We start from the raw sequence: 19,160 nt of genomic DNA, 5'->3' as shown, positions 1-19,160 counted from the left end.
AACCAGCTTTACACTTGACCACTCCGATTGCAGTACCCTCTTCCGATCGCTGTTATCCCCGAATTTTTTTGATTTCATTTTCCACAAGGGGAAAATCCGGGGATAAAGGCGACCACTTCGTTTCTTCAGATGGGTTCTGCACTCTTCGTTCTGGTGTAAAAAAGTTAAACTTAAACAATTTTTATTGGGGTAAGAACTCGTTTGTATATGCTTTGGATACATCTACCTGCTCATCGAGCAGTTTTTTGCTAAACATCCAATCCGTGTAGTTCTGCCATACTTCCTGCTTCTGCTCACCCCAGCGCGGTGCGTCATCCTGATATTTTGGACTCAGCCACTTCTGGCTTGCGAGTACAAGATCCTTATCCAGATCCGGTACGGCCTTGATCAGAATGTTGGCAGCGTCTTCGGGATGTTCAATCGCGTATTGATATCCTTCGGAAGTCGCTTTCAAGAACGCTTTAACCAGCTCGGGATCGTTCTGAATCGTCTTTTCATTGGTAACGAGTACAGGTGTGTAGTAGTCCAGTGAATCGGAATAATCTTTCACATATAACATGTCGATCGGTTCCCCGCGCAGTTCGGCTTCAATGCCCGTCCACGCGTAGAAGATCCAGGCAAAGTCGATATCGCGTTTCACAGCGGTGAAGAAGTCTGCATCGCCCATGCTAATATTTTTTACTTTGGATACAACGGCGCCTTCGCCTTCCATAATGGACTGCATCACAGCTTCTTCCACCGGAGAGCCCCAGCCACCATAGGTTTTACCTTCAAAATCTTTGGGGGATTTGATGTTCCGATCCGCCGGAGCGGCAAATCCGGACGTGTTATGCTGAATGACTGCAGCAATGGACACGAGCGGTACGCCCTGTGTGCGGGCCTGGGTCACACTCTCCTGATAACTTACGCCAAAAGGCACTTCGTTCGAAGCCACCATTGTATCCGCGCCTCCGGCACCTGGTTGTACAATCTCGACATTTAAGCCTTCAGCTTTGTAAAAACCTTGATCTACGGCCGCATACAGTCCGGTATGATTCGTATTTGGTGTCCAATCCAGCACCACTTTAATGTCCTTGAGGGCTGCGTTGTCACCTTCATTGCTGTTTTCGGTGTTGCTGCTGCCATTTTCTCCTGAAGGTGCAGCTTCTTTGCCGCCACATGCGGCCACAGCCACGAGTAGTACGCACAAGAGCATTAGGCCCATCATTTTACGCCATCTCATCTTCATTTCTCTCCTTCATGTTGTCCGGCCAGTGGCGCGGGGTACTCCTTGGCTTCATATCCAAGCTTCTTGCATAAATCGACAGATTTATACCAGCTATGATCCGGATGACGTCACTTTTTTTAGCTCTCTGGCTATATAAAAGAACATTAAAAAAGCGCCCCGTTAATCCGGGACGCGTGCAGGCGTTAGAGATGTGGCACTCAGCAAAGAGGCTGGGCCAGTTCGATATACTCCGATTCCTACGCTGGCATGATCCAGATCAGGTCTAAGGGTCAGTATCTTGGTGGGATACACTCTCAGCCGGCCTATTCCGACTCCCCTGGGAAACTATGAAGTTACGGGCATTACTAGGTGTAATTATAGGCCAGAGGCCCACGCATGTCCAGTCAGGAACTGGATAGGGACACGTATGAATGAATCAAAGAGGCCATTATACATGCGTATAACGACCTCTCTAGATGTGTAATTTTCAACAATTATCGTGGCGAATCATATAAGGAAATCTGACTGAGTGCAAAAGCATCGGATTTCGGGTCATAGCCTACCTGTTTCTGAGTGGTTTCCAGATTCAATCGTTTAAACCGATTATTCGAGATCCCATGCAGTATGGTGAAGGGCTCCAGATCTGGAGCTGTAATGGCTTTGAACATCAAATCACACAAGTCAGCCGGACTAAGATACGCGCTCATATCCCTTGCCTCCAGCGCGGGTCCATCCGGTTGGAAATCATCATATGCACCTATACGTATTGCTACACTTTGTAAACCTTCGGTATACGCAAAATAGGAAGCGAGCGATTCACCAAAACATTTACTAACCCCGTACAAATTCCGTGGGCGTGTCGGCATATCCGGATAGACTTGAGCATCAATGGGATACCCCTCAATCGTCTGTGCACTGCTTGCCAGAATGACTCTTTGTACACCCTGGTCTTTAGCTGCACGGAATACATTAAACGTGCCCTTGATATTGATATCCAACAACGATTCATAGAACCCTGCATGTGGGGAGGGATCTCCCGCCAAATGTACAACCACATCCATGCCTTTGCAAGCGTGCTGACAGGCTTCAGGATCTGTCACATCCAGTGTCATGATCTCATAGCTTGTCCCTTGATACGTATGCAGTCTGTCGATATTCAAATCCGTTAGTCGCAGGTGAAATGCTTCTGACAAGTGTTGGGACAAGTCACGTCCAATTTTTCCGGCTGCGCCGGTAATTAAAATGTTCATAAATCAGCTCCAATTCTTAGCGCTGGAAGAACTCAATCCATTCCTTTTCAGGTCCATAGATGAAGAAATAACGGTAACCGTTGGGCAGTGTAATCATCTCTCCATCAATAAACTCGGCCTCAGTTTCTTTAATGCGGTTGTATTCAGCCTCAAGGTCATCGACATGGATCGCAAAATGGTGCACCGTACCTTCGGAAGGCAGCTTGTCGCTGTATCCCTGAATCAACTCAATCTCAGTCTCATCGCTTCCGTTGAAGCCGAGAAAGGCGAGCTGAATGACACCGTTGGTGTGAGTTACCCGGTCTTTCAATTCAAGACCAACAATCTCCGTATAGAAACGTAGCGTGGTCTCTAGATCACGAACGGCAATGCCGACGTGGTCAATGCGCTTTTGAAAACTCATAATCCAAATCCTCCTTATATGCAGTGGATCTTTTCTACCATTTTAAGGGATATCATAGGGCTGTACTACGAGGTTGTCAAACAGGAATTTTAGATTTTAGCACGACGAGAGCCAACATGAAATACCTGCCTATTGTTATAAATTTAACAAAATGTTTACTTATATGGAGGCAGGAATGGTCATCGTCATGATGACTTTCAATTTATGGCACAATGGGTTATTGAGCAAGATGTCAGCGCTTGAAATACTGCTCCAATTCGTATTGTGCTTCACCATTGCGTTCCTGGTGGAGTCCTACAACCTAAATAACGTTAGTTCCGATTTAGAGCATCTGAAAGTATTTCCTGGGCAATCGTCCACTGCACTAAGATAAAGAAGTAATTGTTATTTTCAAATCAAAAAAGGCCTCGTAGCATTCACGCTACGACGCCTAACTTTTTACAGCTATGATTCATTGAATTTATCTTCTGTTCGGTAGATATTACGATGCTGAACTCACAGTATGCCTGCGCTGCCATTGATACGCGATCACGCTGATAATCAGCAGACCAACTGCAAAAATGGCAAGCATCCACGCCGACTGGTTAACTTCCAGATGGTCCAAACTCCAGCCTGTAACCAAAGGTAGAATGGCACCACCAACACCACCTGATGCAATCAGGATGCTGGGCGTTGATTCTTCTGTTCCAGGCAGCATTTTGCTGGCGAAGACGAGGGCAATGGAGAACACGCCCGATAGTGCAAGCCCGAGTAACAGAATGATCAGAAATGCCGACCAGATCTGGTTGGTAAAAGGAAAGATCATCAGCAGTACAACTGCTGCAAGGCAACTGTACAGAACGTAGACGCGATATTGGAATTTCTCCGCAATATATCCGGCAAACAGTCGTCCAACAGACATGGCGATCCAGAAGCAGGTAACACTAAGTGCAGCGCCTGCTTCCTTCATGTTCATTTTCTCAATCAGAATGGCTGGCATGAAGTTGGCAAGGCTCATTTCAGTGCCGACATAGAGAAAGAAAAATAAAACAAATAAAGACAGAAGAGCCAAGTTACGGCCGTGATAGGTTGAACGGGTTGGTTTAATGTCTTCAGGATTCGTTCCATTTGGCGATTCAGCAGCGTGAGTGTGTACAGGAGTCTGGTCTGAGCTGCGGCGACTCAGCTCGTTGTCCAGTTCACCGAATGAACTTTTGGCCCAGAAGATAAAAGTCATCGCTGCACAGACGGCAACCACGAGGAACGACACGCGCCAGTACCCGGCAGAAATCAGACCGCTTGCAATGAGAGGCATGACCATGGCGCCGATACCAAATAACACTTCAAGTCGGCTCATGGCAACCGCCGTATTATCTTTAATTGCAGCAATAATGATTGTACCGATGACAGCTTCTATCATACCGAATCCGAATCCGGCTGCAGGTGCAATGACGAACATCCAGCCCCAAGGAGGCAGCAGCATATAGGATAACTCTGCGATGCAGAGCAGAGCTGCGGCAATTAATAGACCGCCTCGTTTCCCGAAGCGTTTATTCAACCACGGAGATAACAATACACCACCCAGGAACCCGGCAAATTGGGCAAATATCAGTGTGCCTCCCTGACTATAATCCTTGCCATAATGTTCAAGAGCAACGGGTAGGATGGAGCCGAGAACCACATGGGCAAGTCCGATGAGGAAATAGGATAAGCATCCAATCCAAAGCAATTTTTTCATGAAGAAAAACTCCTTCTAGATATTATGTTATGTAGTAAGTCTGCCATTCAGGAGTATTTCCTAAAAACAAACAATCTCTATCATAACAGGACATGTAAGGGTGTGCACGGATAACTTGCAATGGAGACTAAAGTTCGTATATACTGAAAAACAACAATTACAGATCGGACCATGCCGTTGAAGAGCATCCAACTCGGAGGCGTTTTCGCCAGGGGAGCGAACCATTCCCCAAGTTAACCGGAACCGCCCGTTATCGCGGACCAAGAGGCTGAACCAGAATATTCTGGTTTGGCAAGTTGGGTGGCACCGCGAGCAGAGCGCTCCTCGTCCCAAGGGATGAGGGCGCTCTTTGTATTTTTACAGCCAAAGGAGACGGTGACCATGTTGGAAATGAAGTGGATTCGGGAGCATGCAGAAGAGGTGCAAGCTGCGGCAGTTGGCAAGAGAATGAATATCAGTATTCGCGAATTGTTGGAACGGGACGAGGAGCGCAGAGCACTTTTATTGGAAACGGAAGAAGGACGTAGAGTACGTAATTCGTTATCTGCAGATATTGGCAGACTGATGCAAGCTGGTGAGCGTGAACAGGCCGAGGGTTTAAGGGAACAGGTGAAACAGCTGAATGGTCAGTTAGAGCAAGTTGAAGCCAAGCTTGCCGTTGTGCAAGAGGAAGTGACAAGGCTGCAATGGTTGGTACCCAATGTTGTATCGCCGGACACGCCAGTGGGTGCATCGGATGAGGATAATGTGGAGCTGAGACGTGTGGGTGAGCTGCCGGTATTCGATTATGAGGCCAAGGATCACGTAGAGCTCGGTGAACGGCATGACCTAATCGACATCCCACGTGGGGTGAAAATCGGCGGAACACGAAGCTATGTGCTCAAAGGAGCAGGGCTGCTCCTGCACCGGGCTGTACAGCAACTTGCGCTTGATCTGCTGCTCAAGCATGGATTTACGCCAATGGAAGTTCCTCTGATGGTGAGGGAGAATACCCTTTTGAACACGGGGTTCTTCCCCACAGGACGGGATCAGGTCTATGAATTAGTGGGCGAGAACAAGTGGCTGGTGGGAACATCGGAAGTGCCGCTGGTTTCGTATTATGCGGATGAGATTGTGGATGCACAGGAGCCAATCAAGCTGGCAGCCACATCGACATGTTTCCGCAGTGAGGTTGGCTCAGGCGGGCGGGATGTACGCGGATTGTACCGGGTGCATCAATTTGCCAAAGTGGAACAAGTCATTATCTGTGCACCGGATGCGAAAGAATCGGAGCGAATGCTGCAGGAGATTACGGGACACGCCGAGGAATTACTGCAATTGCTGGAACTGCCTTATCGTGTTGTGGCTGTGTGTACAGGGGATATGTCGCAGAAAACGTACAAACAGTACGATATTGAAACCTGGATGCCAAGCCGCAATGCGTACGGGGAGACACATTCGTCGTCGAATCTGCATGATTTCCAGGCTCGGCGTTCGAATATTCGTTGTCGCGATGCCCAAGGTAAGCTTGCCTACTGCCATACGTTGAACAATACGGCTGTGGCTTCACCACGCATTCTGATTCCATTGCTGGAGAATCATCAGCAGGCGGATGGGAGCATTCGTATTCCAGCCGCACTTCAGCCTTATATGGGCGGTGCCGAATATTTGATTTTGCCGCACCAGGATGAAGAGGTTTAAAAGGATTACAAGCTGTGTTGAGAAACAAAAGGGAACCCTGTTTTGGGGTTTCTTTTTGTTTTGCCTCTGATCTTGGGAGCAGTGAAGGTGGGCAGCGTTTTTATGCTACGGTTACCATAATACAGGAATGTGGGAAATGGCCAACCAGACGGGTATGTCACACAGCTGTAACGTACAGATTGTATAGTAGAATGCAGTTTGGAAAGGAGGCGCAGATATGAACCTGCTACTCGCGGATGATGAGCCGCTGATGCTGCAAATATTAAAAGCCTATTTCGTTAAAGAGGGCTTTCAGGTGTTTTTAGCCGAGGATGGGGAAGCAGCCCTGAATCTCTTTTATAATAATCAAATTGATATGGCGGTTTTGGATTGGATGATGCCAGGACGCAGCGGTGTTGAGGTGTGCCGGGAAATCAAGCGTACGAGTCGGGCGAAGGTACTGCTGCTGACAGCCAAAGGGGAATCGGATGATGAATTTCTTGCCTTGAAGGCCGGGGCGGATGATTATCTGCGCAAGCCGTTTGATTCGCGTATCCTGCTATTGCGTGTAAAGAAGCTGCTGCAACTTTCCTCCAAAATCATTGTGGGAGAACTGACTGTCGATCTGGAAGGCCAGAAGGTTTACCGTCGTGGAGTGGATGTAGGGGCTACCCATAAGGAATTTGAATTAATGAAGGTTCTGGGAATGAATAAGGGGCAGATCGTAACCCGTAAAATATTGCTGGATCAGGTGTGGGGTTTCGATTACTTCGGCGAGGAGCGTACGGTAGACACTCATATCCGCAGACTGCGTGAGAAAATTGGAGAAGATTCAATCAAAACGTACCGGGGAATGGGCTATTGCCTAGAGGATCAAGATGAGTAAACTGACCCGTAAACTGCTCGTGCGCATAATCAGTGCATTGTGTGTTGTCTTTTTCCTATCCTTTATCGTCAATACATTTTTCCTGCCTAGCTATTTTTTGTATCAGAAAAAGCAGAAATTGGCCGAGTTAACGACTGAAATCTCTGCTTCAGAACATGGCGATCAGCTATCACGGATTGAGAGTCTTGAAACGCAATACGAGGTCGCTATCGCTTATGCATCGTTGAAGGATAGTGTGAATGATATTAACGATCAATTGTTATTTCAATATAACCGCAAGGGAATTGCTCTTAGTAAATTTTGGCTGACAGAAGAGAGTATCTCTGCGCTGCGTGAGGGTGCCCGGGTTAATAAATTCTATGATCAGACCAAGCTGAAATCAAGCTTTCTCGTGAATTTTGTGAAGGTGGGGGATTCCGTGTTTGCTGTCGGCGAATCCATCTCCCATTCATCGGAGACGATTCGAATTATTAATCAGTTCAACGCGTACATATGGCTCGGCATGCTGCTATTGCTTATCCTGCTTTCAGTGCTGTATACCGCCCGGATTGTTAAACCGCTCGCAAAACTAAGCGAAACGGCTGAAGCCATTTCCAATTTATCGTTTACAAAGGTGGATATAAAGACAGGTGATGAGATTGAGTCTTTAGGACGCAGCATCAATGTGATGAGCGACAAGTTGCAGCAGGCGCAACATTCTTTGGAAATAAAAAACGCCAATCTGCGAACGTTCATTTCGGATATCTCGCATGAGTTGAAAACACCGCTCTCCCTGATTCGAGTCTATGCCTCTGGCATTCAGGATGGCCTGGATGACGGAACCTATGCTGGAGTTATCCAGCAACAGAGCGAAGAGCTGGCTGGTTTAATTGACCGTCTGTTGGAGCTATCCCGTCTGCAGGCTGAAGTATATGATTTTGAACCTGTTGATCTTCGCCAACTGCTCACGGAGACACTTCATACCTATGAAACCGTATTTCAGCAGCATGGCTTGCATGTGGAAGTGGAGGATCGATGGACTGCCGAGACCTGGGTGCTGGCTGATCGACGGAAGCTGGAGTCTGTCCTGCACAATTGGATGACCAACGCGGTGAAATATACAAGCGGTGACCGAATAACTATTACACTTGAATTGAAAGGGGAAGCGGCATATTTTGGTATCGCCAATGAAACGGATAAGGAAGAGCATGAACAGTGGGATCAGGTTTGGGAGCCCTTCTATGTAATGGATAGTTCGCGCAGCAAAAAGTTTAGCGGGACGGGACTGGGCTTGTCTATTGCCCGGACGATTCTGGAGAACCACCATGCCGACTATGGCCTTAGCGTAGCCGATGGAAAAGTGATGTTTTATTTTTCTTTACCTTTAATACAACGTTAATGAAGGAGCCGCCATGCAAATGGTGGTTTTTTTTGTGAGAAGCTACCTGAATTAAAGCATGTTCACGCTGGGGAAAGCCGATTATCCCCTGTCATACTGATGTAACACAATTGCCTTAGGATAGGCCTATCACCAAATCAGAACTTAATTCATGGAGGGATATCCGATGTTCAATAAAACCTTTTTAATAACGGGAGGCACTGGCTCATGGGGAGAAGAGTTGGTCAAACAATTGCTCGTTCAGGAGCCGAAAGAGGTTCGTATTTTTTCACGAAATGAATCGCTTCAGGCTCAAATGAGACAAACCATCTCTGACCCGAGAGTGAAGTTTGTACTGGGGGATATCAGAGACCGATGGGAGCTGACAGGTGCCTGTAAGGATGTAGATTATGTCTTTCATCTTGCAGCGCTTAAACATGTTCCGGTCTGCGAGGACCAACCGGATTGTGCGGTCAAGACCAATATAATCGGAACGCAGAACGTGATTGATGCTGCAATCGAGAATGGCGTGCGGAAGGTGGTATATGTCTCTACGGACAAGGCTGCGAATCCTTCCAGCATGTACGGGATGACCAAAGCCATCGGGGAAAAACTGATTTTATTGGCTGACAGCCGTTCCGCTACAAGCTTTGCTTGTGTGCGAAGTGGGAATGTTCTTGGTTCCACGGGCAGCGTAGTACCGTTATTCAAACGCCAGCTTGAGTTGGAGCAGCCACTCAGCGTTACCGATTCCAGAATGACACGTTTTTTTCTTCCCCTTGGAGATGCCGTGGAAATTCTCCTGTCGGCCATGGAGCAATGCGAGGGCGGCGAGATTATTGTGCCCCGAATGCCATCCTGCAAAATAACGGATATCGCACAGGTTTTGGCAGAGGATGCTGGGCAAAAGCATGTTCCGATACATTTCATCGGTGCCCGTCCGGGAGAACGGCTTTATGAAACGCTGATTTCAGATTGGGAAAACGTTAAAGAAGTGGAAGAGGAGAAGTCCTACTTTGTTGTCACCGCCTCATCTTCAACCAAATTAACGGATAAAGAGGGTTGTGAGACATCTGTTCTTCCTGGCAGAGGATACCATTCGGAAGATGTCATCATGACCAAGGCAGAGGTTCGCGACATGCTGTGGAGAGGGGGATTTCTGTGTTCAAGCGGAGGATCATATTTACAGGAGGCGGCTCCGCCGGTCATGTAACAGCTAACCTCATTCTGATCTCCAGATTGCTTCAGGAGCAATGGGAGATCCATTATATCGGTTCCAAGCATGGCATCGAGCGTCAATTAATCGGCAAAATCCCGGCTGTTCATTATCATGCGGTTGCCACAGGCAAGCTGAGAAGGTATTGGGCGTGGGCGAACATTTCCGATGTGTTCAAAATTATACTTGGAGTGCTGCAGGCTTATCTGCTCATTTTACGAATTAAACCACATGTATGCTTTTCGTTAGGGGGATTCGTGGCTGTTCCTGCTGTAGTGGGTGCCGGGTGGAATCGGGTTCCGGTGCTGATTCTGGAGCCGGATCTTCATCCGGGACTGGCCAACAGGCTGTCACGGCGATACGCTCAAATGATGTGTACTACGTTTATGGATACAGCGACATTCGCTTCCTCTAAGGCGTCAGACAAGACGATGTACGTGGGACCTGTAATCAGGGAGGAGTTGAAGCTTGGCAGCCGAGCACGGGGGATTCATTTTTGCCGATTTGTCTCCGACAGACCTATTCTGTTCATTATGGGTGGCAGTCAGGGCTCGGAAAAGCTGAATCATATGGTACTCGAAACCCTGCCGGAGCTGCTCAAGCGTTTTCAAATCATTCATATATGTGGTACAGGTAAATTGAACTCATCTTTCCCACGGATTGCAGGCTATAAGACATTTGAATACGTGCATGAGGAACTTGCGGATTTGATGGCTATGGCAGATATGGTCGTGTCACGTGCTGGCTCCAATGCCATACATGAGTGGCTGCTGCTCCGCAAGCCGATGCTCCTGATTCCCCATGCCAACGGCGGGTCTCTTGTTGGACAGACGCTGAACGCGAAGTATTTTCAGGAGCGAGGTTATGCAAGAGTTCTCCAGGAAGAGGAGCTCAGTCCTCAGACATTCCTGCGAGATATTGACCTTGTATATAAGGAGAGAGATCATATGGTGGGCCATATGAAGGCGAGTGGAACGGACAACGCCGTTGACAAGGTTCTGCAGCTTATTCATACAACGGTTTCTTCGGTAGAAAGAGCTGAACATGAATAAAAGATTTCCCGAACTGCTGCTGGTCATGTTCTTTTTGCTCATCGTATCGATCCTGATTATCTCAAAACGTTTATTGTATTAAACTATATAAGTAGAACTAAAGATTTTACACTGAACACTCCGATGACAGAATAACCTTCCAATCGCTGTTATCCCCAGATTTTTAAAATTTCCTTTTCTCAAGGGGAAAATCCGGTGATAAAGGCGAACGCTTCGCTTTTCCAGGTTTTTTCTGTCCTCTCCGTTTCTGTGTAAATGAATAGTTTAATTAATATAGGATTGCAACCTGTTACAATCCCGTTCTTCTTTTAAATAAGGAGGCATTTTTCAGTCACTTCCTAGTGACTTGAAGAATGCCTCTACTTATTTGGGATATTCACTTTTATGTAATGAGTTTCCGATATAATATAATAGAAGTAAAATATTGGATTACAGGAGATGAAGATTGCAATGAATGGAATGAAATTAGCAATACGAGGCAGCTTGGCCTTTATTTTAGTATTGGTATTACTGGCTCCTTCGTTTGCCCTAGCAGCCACGGGTGACGTGACATCTATCGAGATTACCAACAGTAGTCCGCAACAGATGAGTGTATCCCAGACAACTACGCTTCAGGTAATGGCGGTTATTGAAGGGTTTGATAATAAGCAGGATGTTACTGGAGGCGTCACATGGTCCACGAGTAACGAAGCTGTTGCCACCATTATTAAAGGCAAAGTGAAGGCTGTGGCAGCGGGAGAAGCGACGATATACGCACAGGTAGATGGCGCCAAAGCGCAATTGCTTGTTAAGGTTCAGGATAAAATTAAAAGCATCAAAGCTTCGCCAAGTTCCTATAATTTTGTCAAAGGTAGTGAAAGTACGCTGCCTAAAGTAAGCATTGTGCGTGCAAACGGCAAGGAAGAAGACGTCACATCCGAGATCGTATGGACGGTATCGAGTGCTTCCGCGGTGCTGGAGAGTGGTAAAATCAAAGGAATCACGCCTGGTAGAGTGCTGTTACAAGGCAAATATGGCTCGGAGACGGTTAAAGTTCCCGTAGCGATTACGGACGAGATTACCAAAGTCGAAGTGACTCCTGCTGTCATGCAGCTGAATATTAAGAAATCGAAAGCGTTGAAGGTCATCGGTACATATGCCAATGGGAAAACGATTAATCTTTCGAAACAGGTAACGTGGACCTCTTCCAACAATAATGTAGCCATTGTCAAAAATGGTACAGTCAAAACACTGACAGAAGGACAAGCCACCTTGACAGGAACTTATCAAAATCAGACAATAAAGGCAGAGGTTACCGTTGTTCCTTTGCTCAAAAAGCTGATCACAGGCCAGAAAACACTCATTTTATCGCCACAAGCAAGTACAACACTGAGTGTGATTGCACAGTATGATACAGGCAAAACCACGATTGTAACGAGCAGTGCCGTGTGGAGCAGCACCAAACCAAGTGTAGCCACAGTAACAGGTGGTAAGATTGTGGCCGTGGGTAAGGGCAAAACATCCATTACCGCCAAATGGGGCAATAAAAAAGTTACTATACCGGTGACGGTAAAATAAAGTTTCAACGAATGAAATATATCAATTGAGGTAAATTCATCATCGTGAACAGAAACAGATGGGGCGTAGATATACGCCCCTTTTAAGTATAAAAAATTGGATGTGATGAAAACTGAATTCTTCAATTATAAGCTCAGATACCAATCTCAGTGGGTTGGCTTACATGAAGTATCTTCTTCTGACCCTACTTTCGATACTGACACTTGGGATGATTGCCACAGTGGAGGACACGAAGAAACGAGCCCATCTCAAGTACCTGGAACAATACCGATTGAAATTAAATCCTGCAAAGGAGGAAGCATCCGAATGACAGATCATCTGCAACCGGAAAATTGGCCTGCGTGGGCGACAGAATCGGTAGAGATTGTTGAGGCTAACCCCATGTGGAACCTACAGGCTCAGGAAGAGATTCGCCAGCTCAGAGTATTATTAAAGCAGCTCAATATTCATAAGTTTGAACATATCGGAAGCACGTCCATTCCGGGATTGCCCGCAAAGCCCATTATTGATTTGATGGGAGAGGTGCAGTCATGGGAGGACATGGACTTGATTGCCGATCAGCTGAATCCGGTCGCCTGGAACTACGTTCCACCTGAACTGGATGGTCGGGAATATAGACGTTTCTGGGTCAGAGTGAAAGATGGCAAGAGGGCTGTACATCTTCATCTGATGCGCCCAGGCGAAGAACGTTGGGATCGCCAAATCCAGTTTCGGGATGTGCTGAGACAGCGGCCGGATCTGGTAGAGGCTTACGCAGCCTTGAAAGCTAAACTTGCTGATGAGAATAAGGACGACAGGGAAGCGTATACCGCTGCCAAAACGGAATTTATTTTACAAGTGCTTGATGAAGGCATTTGATCGATGATGAAGGCATTTTTCAAAGAGAGGCTGATTTATTTCATCGCTGTGATCATAACCATGGCGGCAGGGTTGGCATCCAGACACTATGGTGAACTTTTACCGGATTTTGTACGTGAGCATTTCGGTGATGCCTTGTGGGCAGCGATGATTTATTTTGGGGTACGCATGGTTTGGATTAAGCGCAGCAGGGAGTTGGCGCTGATCGTGAGCCTGATTTTTAGCTGGGCCGTTGAATGTTCGCAAATGATTCAGATATCTTGGTTGAACGAAGTGCGTTCCACGGTGCTGGGTGCGCTTATTTTGGGACGTGGATTTCTGGTGATGGATCTGCTGAGGTATGCTGTTGGCATTCTGTGTGTGTATGGGATGGATCGTTATTTCCTGAGAAATAAGAAGGCTTGATAATGGGGAGGGACTTAAGTGAATGTAGAGAAGCTTTTTACGGAATCACCCGAATTTGAGACAGATCGGTTGGTACTGAGACGTCTTACGCTCAACGACCTCGATGATTATTTTAGGTTTGCCTCCGATCCGAAAGTGAGTCAGCAAAGTTTGTGGAACTGTCATGAGACGTTGGATGAATCCGTTCAATATATTCAAAGAGTGTTAGATAATTATGAGGAGAAAACGGTCTATATATGGGCCTTTATTCTGAAGGAAACGGGGAAGCTGATCGGGCGAGGTGGCATTTTTCATCTGAATGAATCCATGCAAAGTGCTGAACTGGGGTACGCGATTGCCAGCAGTTGCTGGGGCAAAGGCCTCGCAGCAGAAGCGATGCAGCCGATTGTTAAATATTCTTTTCAGGAATTGGACTGCAATCGGCTGGAGGGGACATGCAATGCAGGCAACATCGGCTCTGCACGAGTGATGGAGAAGCTGGGCATGTCGTATGAAGGTTTGCTGCGTAAACAGTTGAAGATCAAAGGTGTGTTTACCGATCAAAAATTGTACTCCCGTATCCGGGATGATCTATAATACTTCCAATGACGTACAGGATACATAGAAGAAATTGAAGGAGGCGGAACAATGATCTACAGTATTATTTCCCAAGCGGTATGGGAGCAGGTATCCAAGCAGAGCGTGTATGCACCGGATAGCCTGGAGACGGACGGTTTCATTCATTGTTCCACTAAAGAACAGATTCCATGGGTAGCGGCTCAATTTTATCAAGGACGTACGGATTTATTATTGATTGGTATTGATGAGAGGGCCTTGAAGCCGGAACTGGTGTATGAGGACCTGTATGAGTTGAATGAACTATTTCCACATATTTATGGTGAACTTAATTTGGATGCTGTACGGAAAGTCATTTCCTTTGAACCGAATGAGGACGGGACCTTTTCTTTTCCTGAATAAACACTTTTTGTGAAGGGTTGTGAACGTGTGGATATGAATCAGGTATTTCTGGATACAGCCGAGAAGCAATTTTTGTATTACAAGCAGCTTGGGGAAAAGGCCATGGAGCAACTGGAATCTGAGCAACTATTTCAATCCTGGAATGAAGATGCCAACAGTATTGCAGTTATTGTGAAGCATCTATGGGGCAATATGCTGTCCCGTTGGACGGATGTACTGACAACCGATGGAGAAAAGCCATGGCGTGAACGTGATGCGGAATTTGTGAATGATATTTCGACTCGGGAAGAGCTGCTCGCCAAATGGGAGGAAGGCTGGAACTGTCTGCTTGGAGCCATTTGTTCTTTTACACCGGAGCAACTGTCTCATATTATATATATTCGCAATGAAGGACATACCGTCATGGAAGCAATTATCCGGCAATTGGCGCATTACCCCTATCATGTGGGGCAGATTATCTATGCAGCCAAAATGCTCAAAGAAACCGCATGGAACAGTCTTTCTATTCCGAGAAATGGTTCGGATCAATATAATGGTGGCAAATTTGCCAAGCCGAAGGCGCGAAAACATTTTACAGATGATGAATTGCGCATAGAAAAAGGTAAAGGTGAGGAACAGCAATGACACAGATCGCATTGATTCGCCATGGAAGCACGGCATGGAATAAGGAAAAACGTTCACAGGGACAGACGGATAATCCACTGGATCAGGAAGGAAGAGAACAGGCGCTATTGCTTGCTGCGAGACTGAGTGAGGAAACGTGGGATGCCATCTATGCAAGTGACCTGGAGCGTGCAAGCGAGACGGCCCGCATCATTGGCGACCGTTTGGGAATACAGGAGATTCATTTGGACCCCAGATTGCGTGAAATGGGCGGTGGGCAGGTGGAGGGTACGACCGAAGCTGAACGTATAGCCAAATGGGGAACGGGTTGGAGTGATCTCGATTTGGGCCGGGAGCTTGCGGATGCAGGTACAATTCGAGGCAGCGCCGCGCTAGAAGATATTGTACGGCAGCATCCCAATGGAAAAGTGATCGTTGTCAGCCATGGCGCTATTCTCCGAAATACACTGAGAGGTCTGGTGCCTGAACTTGATGTGAGCGCAAAGCTGTCCAACACGTCGATCACCCGGATTTCTCGGGAAGCGGAGTCCTGGCAATGCGAGCTATACAATTGCAGTGCACATCTGGAATCCTCCAAGGAGTTGTGATCGATGGATGCTCTGGCATTAAAACAGAAATTGCGGCAGATTCAGTCGGCTAACCTATCCGCCCATGAAGTGGAACATCCTTACGAATTGGCTCTGCATATGATGCAGCATATCGGCAGTCCAGACCCGATTCTGCGGGATGAATTAATCTATGTTACGTTTGCAACCTGGATTGGACAGGGTGTATTTTCGGAAGAACAGCTCAGTCAGCTGTTACATATAGCTCTGGATGATCAGCATCTTTTTCATGGTATTGGAGAACAAGGCACGGACAGTGTGTTTACCCGAACCTTCTCTGTGCTGCTCCTGCCTCCCATTCTGAGTGTAGATCGTCAGCGGCCCTTTCTGAAAAAGGAAGATATAGAGGTTATTTATCATCGGTTGACCACGTATCTGGAGTGTGAAAAAGATGTTCGCGGCTATGTCGATGATAAGGGCTGGGCGCACGCCCCGGCACACGCGGCAGATGCGGTTGAAGATCTTGCACAGTCGCCTTATATGGAGCGTGCCGCCTTGCGGGAGCTTTTGCATGCGCTCACTGTGAAAATTACCGAATCAAGTGTAGTCTACATGCATGATGAGGATCAGAGGATTGCTCATGCAGTGGTCACCATCCTTGGTCGCAATCTGCTGGAGCAAAACGATATTTCGTCTTGGATCGATTCACTGAATCCAAACGATAAGAAGGAGGGGAAATCGCTTCTGGATATCAGCCAGATGAGCTTGAATGTGCGCGTTTTTCTGCAGACGCTCTATCTTGCCATACGGACAGAAGAAGCAGAGCCCCTTCCCGCTGTTCGTTCACTTATTTTGCAGGCTTTGGAGAAAAAATGATCATGGGAATATAAACTTGTGGACAAGGAGGGTGATAGCATGACTGAACTGTCGTATTCATGGACTGAGGATGTGCTGTCTCCTTTGGGCGAAACAGGGGTTATGATCCGTTGTGGGGACGCGATATCCGAAGCGGTGCACCGGAGGGTGATGTCGGTATGTACTTTGCTGGAAAAGAGCCAACTACCGGGCATCTTGGAGTGGTTACCTTCGTTTGCATCGGTAACGCTATTCTATGATCCGTTGATTTCCCCGTACCACGAGGTATGCGGAAGGCTGCTTCATGAGTTGAACAAGATGCAAGTGGCAACGCTGGCTGAACCCAGAACGATCATTATTCCCGTATGTTATGGTGGTGAATTGGGTCCTGATCTGGAATATGTCGCTACTGAACATGGGCTTACGCCAGATGAGGTCATAGCTATTCATACATCCGGAGATTACCTGGTTCACATGATCGGATTCGCGCCGGGTTTTCCTTATCTGGGCGGATTATCGGAGAAGATCGCCACGCCCAGACGACCTACACCTCGGCTTCGAGTTGAGGCGGGAACGGTGGGCATTGGTGGCAAACAAACGGGAGTTTATCCGGTGACGACTCCCGGCGGATGGCAATGTATCGGCCGCACACCGCTGGCGCTATTTCGTCCGATGGAAAATCTACCAAGCCTTCTGGCAGCAGGGGATCGGGTTCGTTTTGCATCGATTTCACTTCAGGAGTATCTGGAACAAAAGGAGGGCGAACGATGAGTATTGAAGTCATTCGCCCAGGTTTGTTATCCACCGTTCAGGACGAAGGGAGAATGGGATTTCGCCGGTATGGAATTCATCCGGGCGGGGTTATGGATACCTTTGCGGCCATAGCAGCCAATGCATTGGTTGGGAATTCCCGCGATGCAGCTGTGCTGGAGATGACGATGACGGGACCGGAGCTTCGATTCCATGAAAATCGGCTGATCTCTTTATGTGGTGCGGATCTGACAGCAACTGTGGATGGTCTGTCTGTTCCACTATGGTGTCCGGTCGTGTTGCTTGCTGGAAGTGTGCTGAAATTTGGACGATGCCGTTCCGGTTTGCGGTCTTATATGGCGATTGCTGGTGGAATCGTGGTACCTGAGATCATGGGCAGTCGCAGCACGGATCTCAAGACAGGTTTTGGTGGGTTTAAAGGACGTGCCTTGAAGGTGGGAGACAGGTTGTCTGTGGGGGAAGCTTCTCGTGAAGCGCAAGCGGCGTTGCATGGATTGATTGTAGAAGCTGAAAAGAATAACTGGCGGATGCATGCACCTGCCTGGTATTTGTCCAGCAGGGAATGGCCCGCCTACCATGCTGAACCTGTTATTCGTGTCATGCCGGGCAAAGACAGTGCAGCGTTTAATGAAGATAGTCTGGAACGATTCCATAAAGAACGATATGTGATCTCTCCTCAATCGGATCGGATGGGTTATCGATTGGAGGGTGCAAAGCTAGAACTCGTTCAACCGATGGATCGGCTGTCCGAAGCCGTCACCTATGGCACAGTTCAGGTGCCAGCAGATGGTCAGCCCATCATATTGATGGCGGATCATCAGACGATCGGGGGCTATCCTGTGATCGCACAGGTAGCCCGAGTAGATTTGCCGATACTGGCTCAGGCTAGGCCGGGGGCACGGGTTGCTTTTGATCGGATTACATATGAAGAAGCACAGCAGCTATTCCTGGAGCAGGAGTTGGAGTGGCGGCTAACCGATCAGCTGATTCGCAGGAGATTGGCAGAAATGGGGGACCATTAATGAACACGGTGGATATCAACTGTGACCTTGGCGAAAGTTACGGGGTGTACCGGATGACGTCGGATGAGTCGATTCTGCCGCTAATCACTTCAGCCAACATCGCTTGTGGATTTCATGCGGGTGACCCGGCAACGATGCGGCAAACCGTACAGCAAGCATTAGAGCATCAGGTTGCCATCGGCGCCCATCCCGGTCTGCCGGATTTGCAGGGTTTTGGCAGAAGACGTATGGATATTACACCACGGGAAGCCTATGACATGGTTGTGTATCAGATTGGTGCGCTGGATGCTTTTGTCCGTTCATACGGGGGGCGTATGCATCATGTGAAACCTCATGGAGCCTTGTATAACATGGCTGCTGAAGATGATCGTCTCGCTGAGGGAATCGCCGAGGCGATCTATAGAGTACAACCGGAACTGTATCTCTATGGCCTGGCCGGCAGTGCGCTGATACAGGCAGCAGATCGCATTGGACTGCGCAGTGTCAGTGAAGTTTTTGCAGATCGAACCTACGGACCGGATGGGACTCTAACACCGCGCAGTCAGCCCGGGGCTGTCATTCAGCAGACCGAACAAGCTCTTGCTCAAGTGCTGCGCATGGTGAAAGAGGGAATCGTTGTGTCGACGGAAGGTACACCTGTATCCATAAAGGCAGAGACCATTTGCATCCACGGCGACGGAGCTCATGCCCTTGCATTTGCTCAAGAGATACGTACGTTGCTTGAATTTGAGGGAGTTACCCTGTCTGCACCTGGAGATGCTAGATGAATGCTATAGTATCCGAGGGCCAGAGGTCGAACTATACGAGTTTGTAAGGAGT

At 47.7% G+C, this 19,160-nt stretch carries 20 protein-coding genes and 1 riboswitch; of the genes, 16 read left to right on the top strand and 4 right to left on the bottom strand.

Translation table 11 applies throughout. The features are described 5' to 3' along the window. Window positions 1-181 precede the first annotated feature (181 nt). From BMW94_RS14935 to BMW94_RS14915, 4 genes are all read right to left on the bottom strand, one after another. Window positions 182-1,222 (bottom strand): ABC transporter substrate-binding protein, encoded by a 1,041-nt coding sequence (locus BMW94_RS14935; RefSeq protein WP_090999537.1) that lies wholly within the window; start codon window positions 1,220-1,222, stop codon window positions 182-184. A 221-nt stretch (window positions 1,223-1,443) separates the two neighbouring features. Continuing rightward, window positions 1,444-1,556: riboswitch (TPP riboswitch) on the bottom strand. Window positions 1,557-1,701: 145 nt separating this feature from the next. After that, a complete protein-coding gene (locus tag BMW94_RS14930) occupies window positions 1,702-2,457 on the bottom strand; it encodes an NAD-dependent epimerase/dehydratase family protein (RefSeq protein ID WP_090999535.1) in 756 nt (251 codons plus the stop codon). 16 nt (window positions 2,458-2,473) lie between these two features. Beyond that, on the bottom strand, window positions 2,474-2,860 hold the full coding sequence (locus BMW94_RS14925) for a VOC family protein (RefSeq protein WP_090904118.1): 387 nt from the start codon (window positions 2,858-2,860) through the stop codon (window positions 2,474-2,476). Between the two features lie 481 nt (window positions 2,861-3,341). Beyond that, entirely contained in the window at window positions 3,342-4,577 is a 1,236-nt protein-coding gene (locus BMW94_RS14915; protein WP_090999530.1) for an MFS transporter, read from the bottom strand. Window positions 4,578-4,958: 381 nt separating this feature from the next. Here BMW94_RS14915 and serS point away from each other — a divergent pair, with 381 nt between their 5' ends. The 16 genes from serS to pxpA all read left to right on the top strand — a co-directional run bounded on the left by serS (window position 4,959) and on the right by pxpA (window position 19,108). Next, window positions 4,959-6,257 carry a serine--tRNA ligase gene (gene serS / locus BMW94_RS14910; protein WP_090999525.1) on the top strand — a complete coding sequence of 433 codons (1,299 nt, stop codon included), beginning with the start codon at window positions 4,959-4,961 and terminating at the stop codon, window positions 6,255-6,257. Window positions 6,258-6,474: 217 nt separating this feature from the next. Beyond that, window positions 6,475-7,122 (top strand): response regulator transcription factor, encoded by a 648-nt coding sequence (locus tag BMW94_RS14905; RefSeq protein ID WP_090999523.1) that lies wholly within the window; start codon window positions 6,475-6,477, stop codon window positions 7,120-7,122. Next, window positions 7,115-8,500, top strand: a complete 1,386-nt coding sequence (locus BMW94_RS14900) for a sensor histidine kinase (RefSeq protein ID WP_090999521.1) — start codon at window positions 7,115-7,117, stop codon at window positions 8,498-8,500. The genes BMW94_RS14905 and BMW94_RS14900 overlap by 8 nt, the downstream gene beginning before the upstream one ends. A gap of 166 nt (window positions 8,501-8,666) precedes the next feature. Continuing rightward, window positions 8,667-9,692 carry a polysaccharide biosynthesis protein gene (locus tag BMW94_RS14895; protein WP_090999519.1) on the top strand — a complete coding sequence of 342 codons (1,026 nt, stop codon included), beginning with the start codon at window positions 8,667-8,669 and terminating at the stop codon, window positions 9,690-9,692. Next, complete coding sequence (locus BMW94_RS14890) at window positions 9,641-10,747, top strand: undecaprenyldiphospho-muramoylpentapeptide beta-N-acetylglucosaminyltransferase (protein ID WP_090999517.1); 1,107 nt, start codon at window positions 9,641-9,643, stop codon at window positions 10,745-10,747. Before BMW94_RS14895 ends, BMW94_RS14890 begins: the two co-directional genes overlap by 52 nt. 450 nt (window positions 10,748-11,197) lie before the next feature. Beyond that, on the top strand, window positions 11,198-12,304 hold the full coding sequence (locus BMW94_RS14885; RefSeq protein ID WP_090999514.1) for an Ig-like domain-containing protein: 1,107 nt from the start codon (window positions 11,198-11,200) through the stop codon (window positions 12,302-12,304). A gap of 306 nt (window positions 12,305-12,610) precedes the next feature. Next, window positions 12,611-13,162, top strand: a complete 552-nt coding sequence (locus BMW94_RS14880) for a GrpB family protein (RefSeq protein ID WP_090999512.1) — start codon at window positions 12,611-12,613, stop codon at window positions 13,160-13,162. 3 nt (window positions 13,163-13,165) lie between these two features. After that, a complete protein-coding gene (locus BMW94_RS14875) occupies window positions 13,166-13,567 on the top strand; it encodes a ribosomal maturation YjgA family protein (protein ID WP_090999510.1) in 402 nt (133 codons plus the stop codon). An 18-nt stretch (window positions 13,568-13,585) separates the two neighbouring features. Then, complete coding sequence (locus BMW94_RS14870; RefSeq protein ID WP_090999508.1) at window positions 13,586-14,143, top strand: GNAT family N-acetyltransferase; 558 nt, start codon at window positions 13,586-13,588, stop codon at window positions 14,141-14,143. 51 nt (window positions 14,144-14,194) lie between these two features. Beyond that, the gene (locus BMW94_RS14865) at window positions 14,195-14,524 is read left to right on the top strand and encodes a DUF952 domain-containing protein (RefSeq protein WP_063566229.1); all 330 of its coding nucleotides are present in this window, start codon (window positions 14,195-14,197) and stop codon (window positions 14,522-14,524) included. A gap of 27 nt (window positions 14,525-14,551) precedes the next feature. Continuing rightward, entirely contained in the window at window positions 14,552-15,148 is a 597-nt protein-coding gene (locus tag BMW94_RS14860; RefSeq protein WP_090999506.1) for a DUF1572 family protein, read from the top strand. Then, a complete protein-coding gene (locus tag BMW94_RS14855) occupies window positions 15,145-15,735 on the top strand; it encodes a histidine phosphatase family protein (RefSeq protein WP_090999505.1) in 591 nt (196 codons plus the stop codon). Before BMW94_RS14860 ends, BMW94_RS14855 begins: the two co-directional genes overlap by 4 nt. A gap of 3 nt (window positions 15,736-15,738) precedes the next feature. Continuing rightward, entirely contained in the window at window positions 15,739-16,569 is an 831-nt protein-coding gene (locus BMW94_RS14850) for a DUF2785 domain-containing protein (RefSeq protein ID WP_090999503.1), read from the top strand. Window positions 16,570-16,608: 39 nt separating this feature from the next. Next, window positions 16,609-17,319, top strand: a complete 711-nt coding sequence (gene pxpB / locus BMW94_RS14845) for a 5-oxoprolinase subunit PxpB (protein WP_090999501.1) — start codon at window positions 16,609-16,611, stop codon at window positions 17,317-17,319. Further along, window positions 17,316-18,341 (top strand): 5-oxoprolinase subunit C family protein, encoded by a 1,026-nt coding sequence (locus tag BMW94_RS14840; protein WP_090999499.1) that lies wholly within the window; start codon window positions 17,316-17,318, stop codon window positions 18,339-18,341. The genes pxpB and BMW94_RS14840 overlap by 4 nt, the downstream gene beginning before the upstream one ends. Beyond that, a complete protein-coding gene (pxpA, locus tag BMW94_RS14835; protein ID WP_090999497.1) occupies window positions 18,341-19,108 on the top strand; it encodes a LamB/YcsF family protein in 768 nt (255 codons plus the stop codon). The genes BMW94_RS14840 and pxpA overlap by 1 nt, the downstream gene beginning before the upstream one ends. The last annotated feature ends 52 nt before the right edge of the window (window positions 19,109-19,160 follow it).

Origin of the sequence: Paenibacillus sp. OK003, assembly GCF_900109515.1 — a bacterium.
Lineage (GTDB): Bacteria > Bacillota > Bacilli > Paenibacillales > Paenibacillaceae > Paenibacillus > Paenibacillus marchantiae.
Note: the sequence above shows the minus strand (reverse complement) of the source record. Positions and strands in the feature narration are given on the sequence as shown.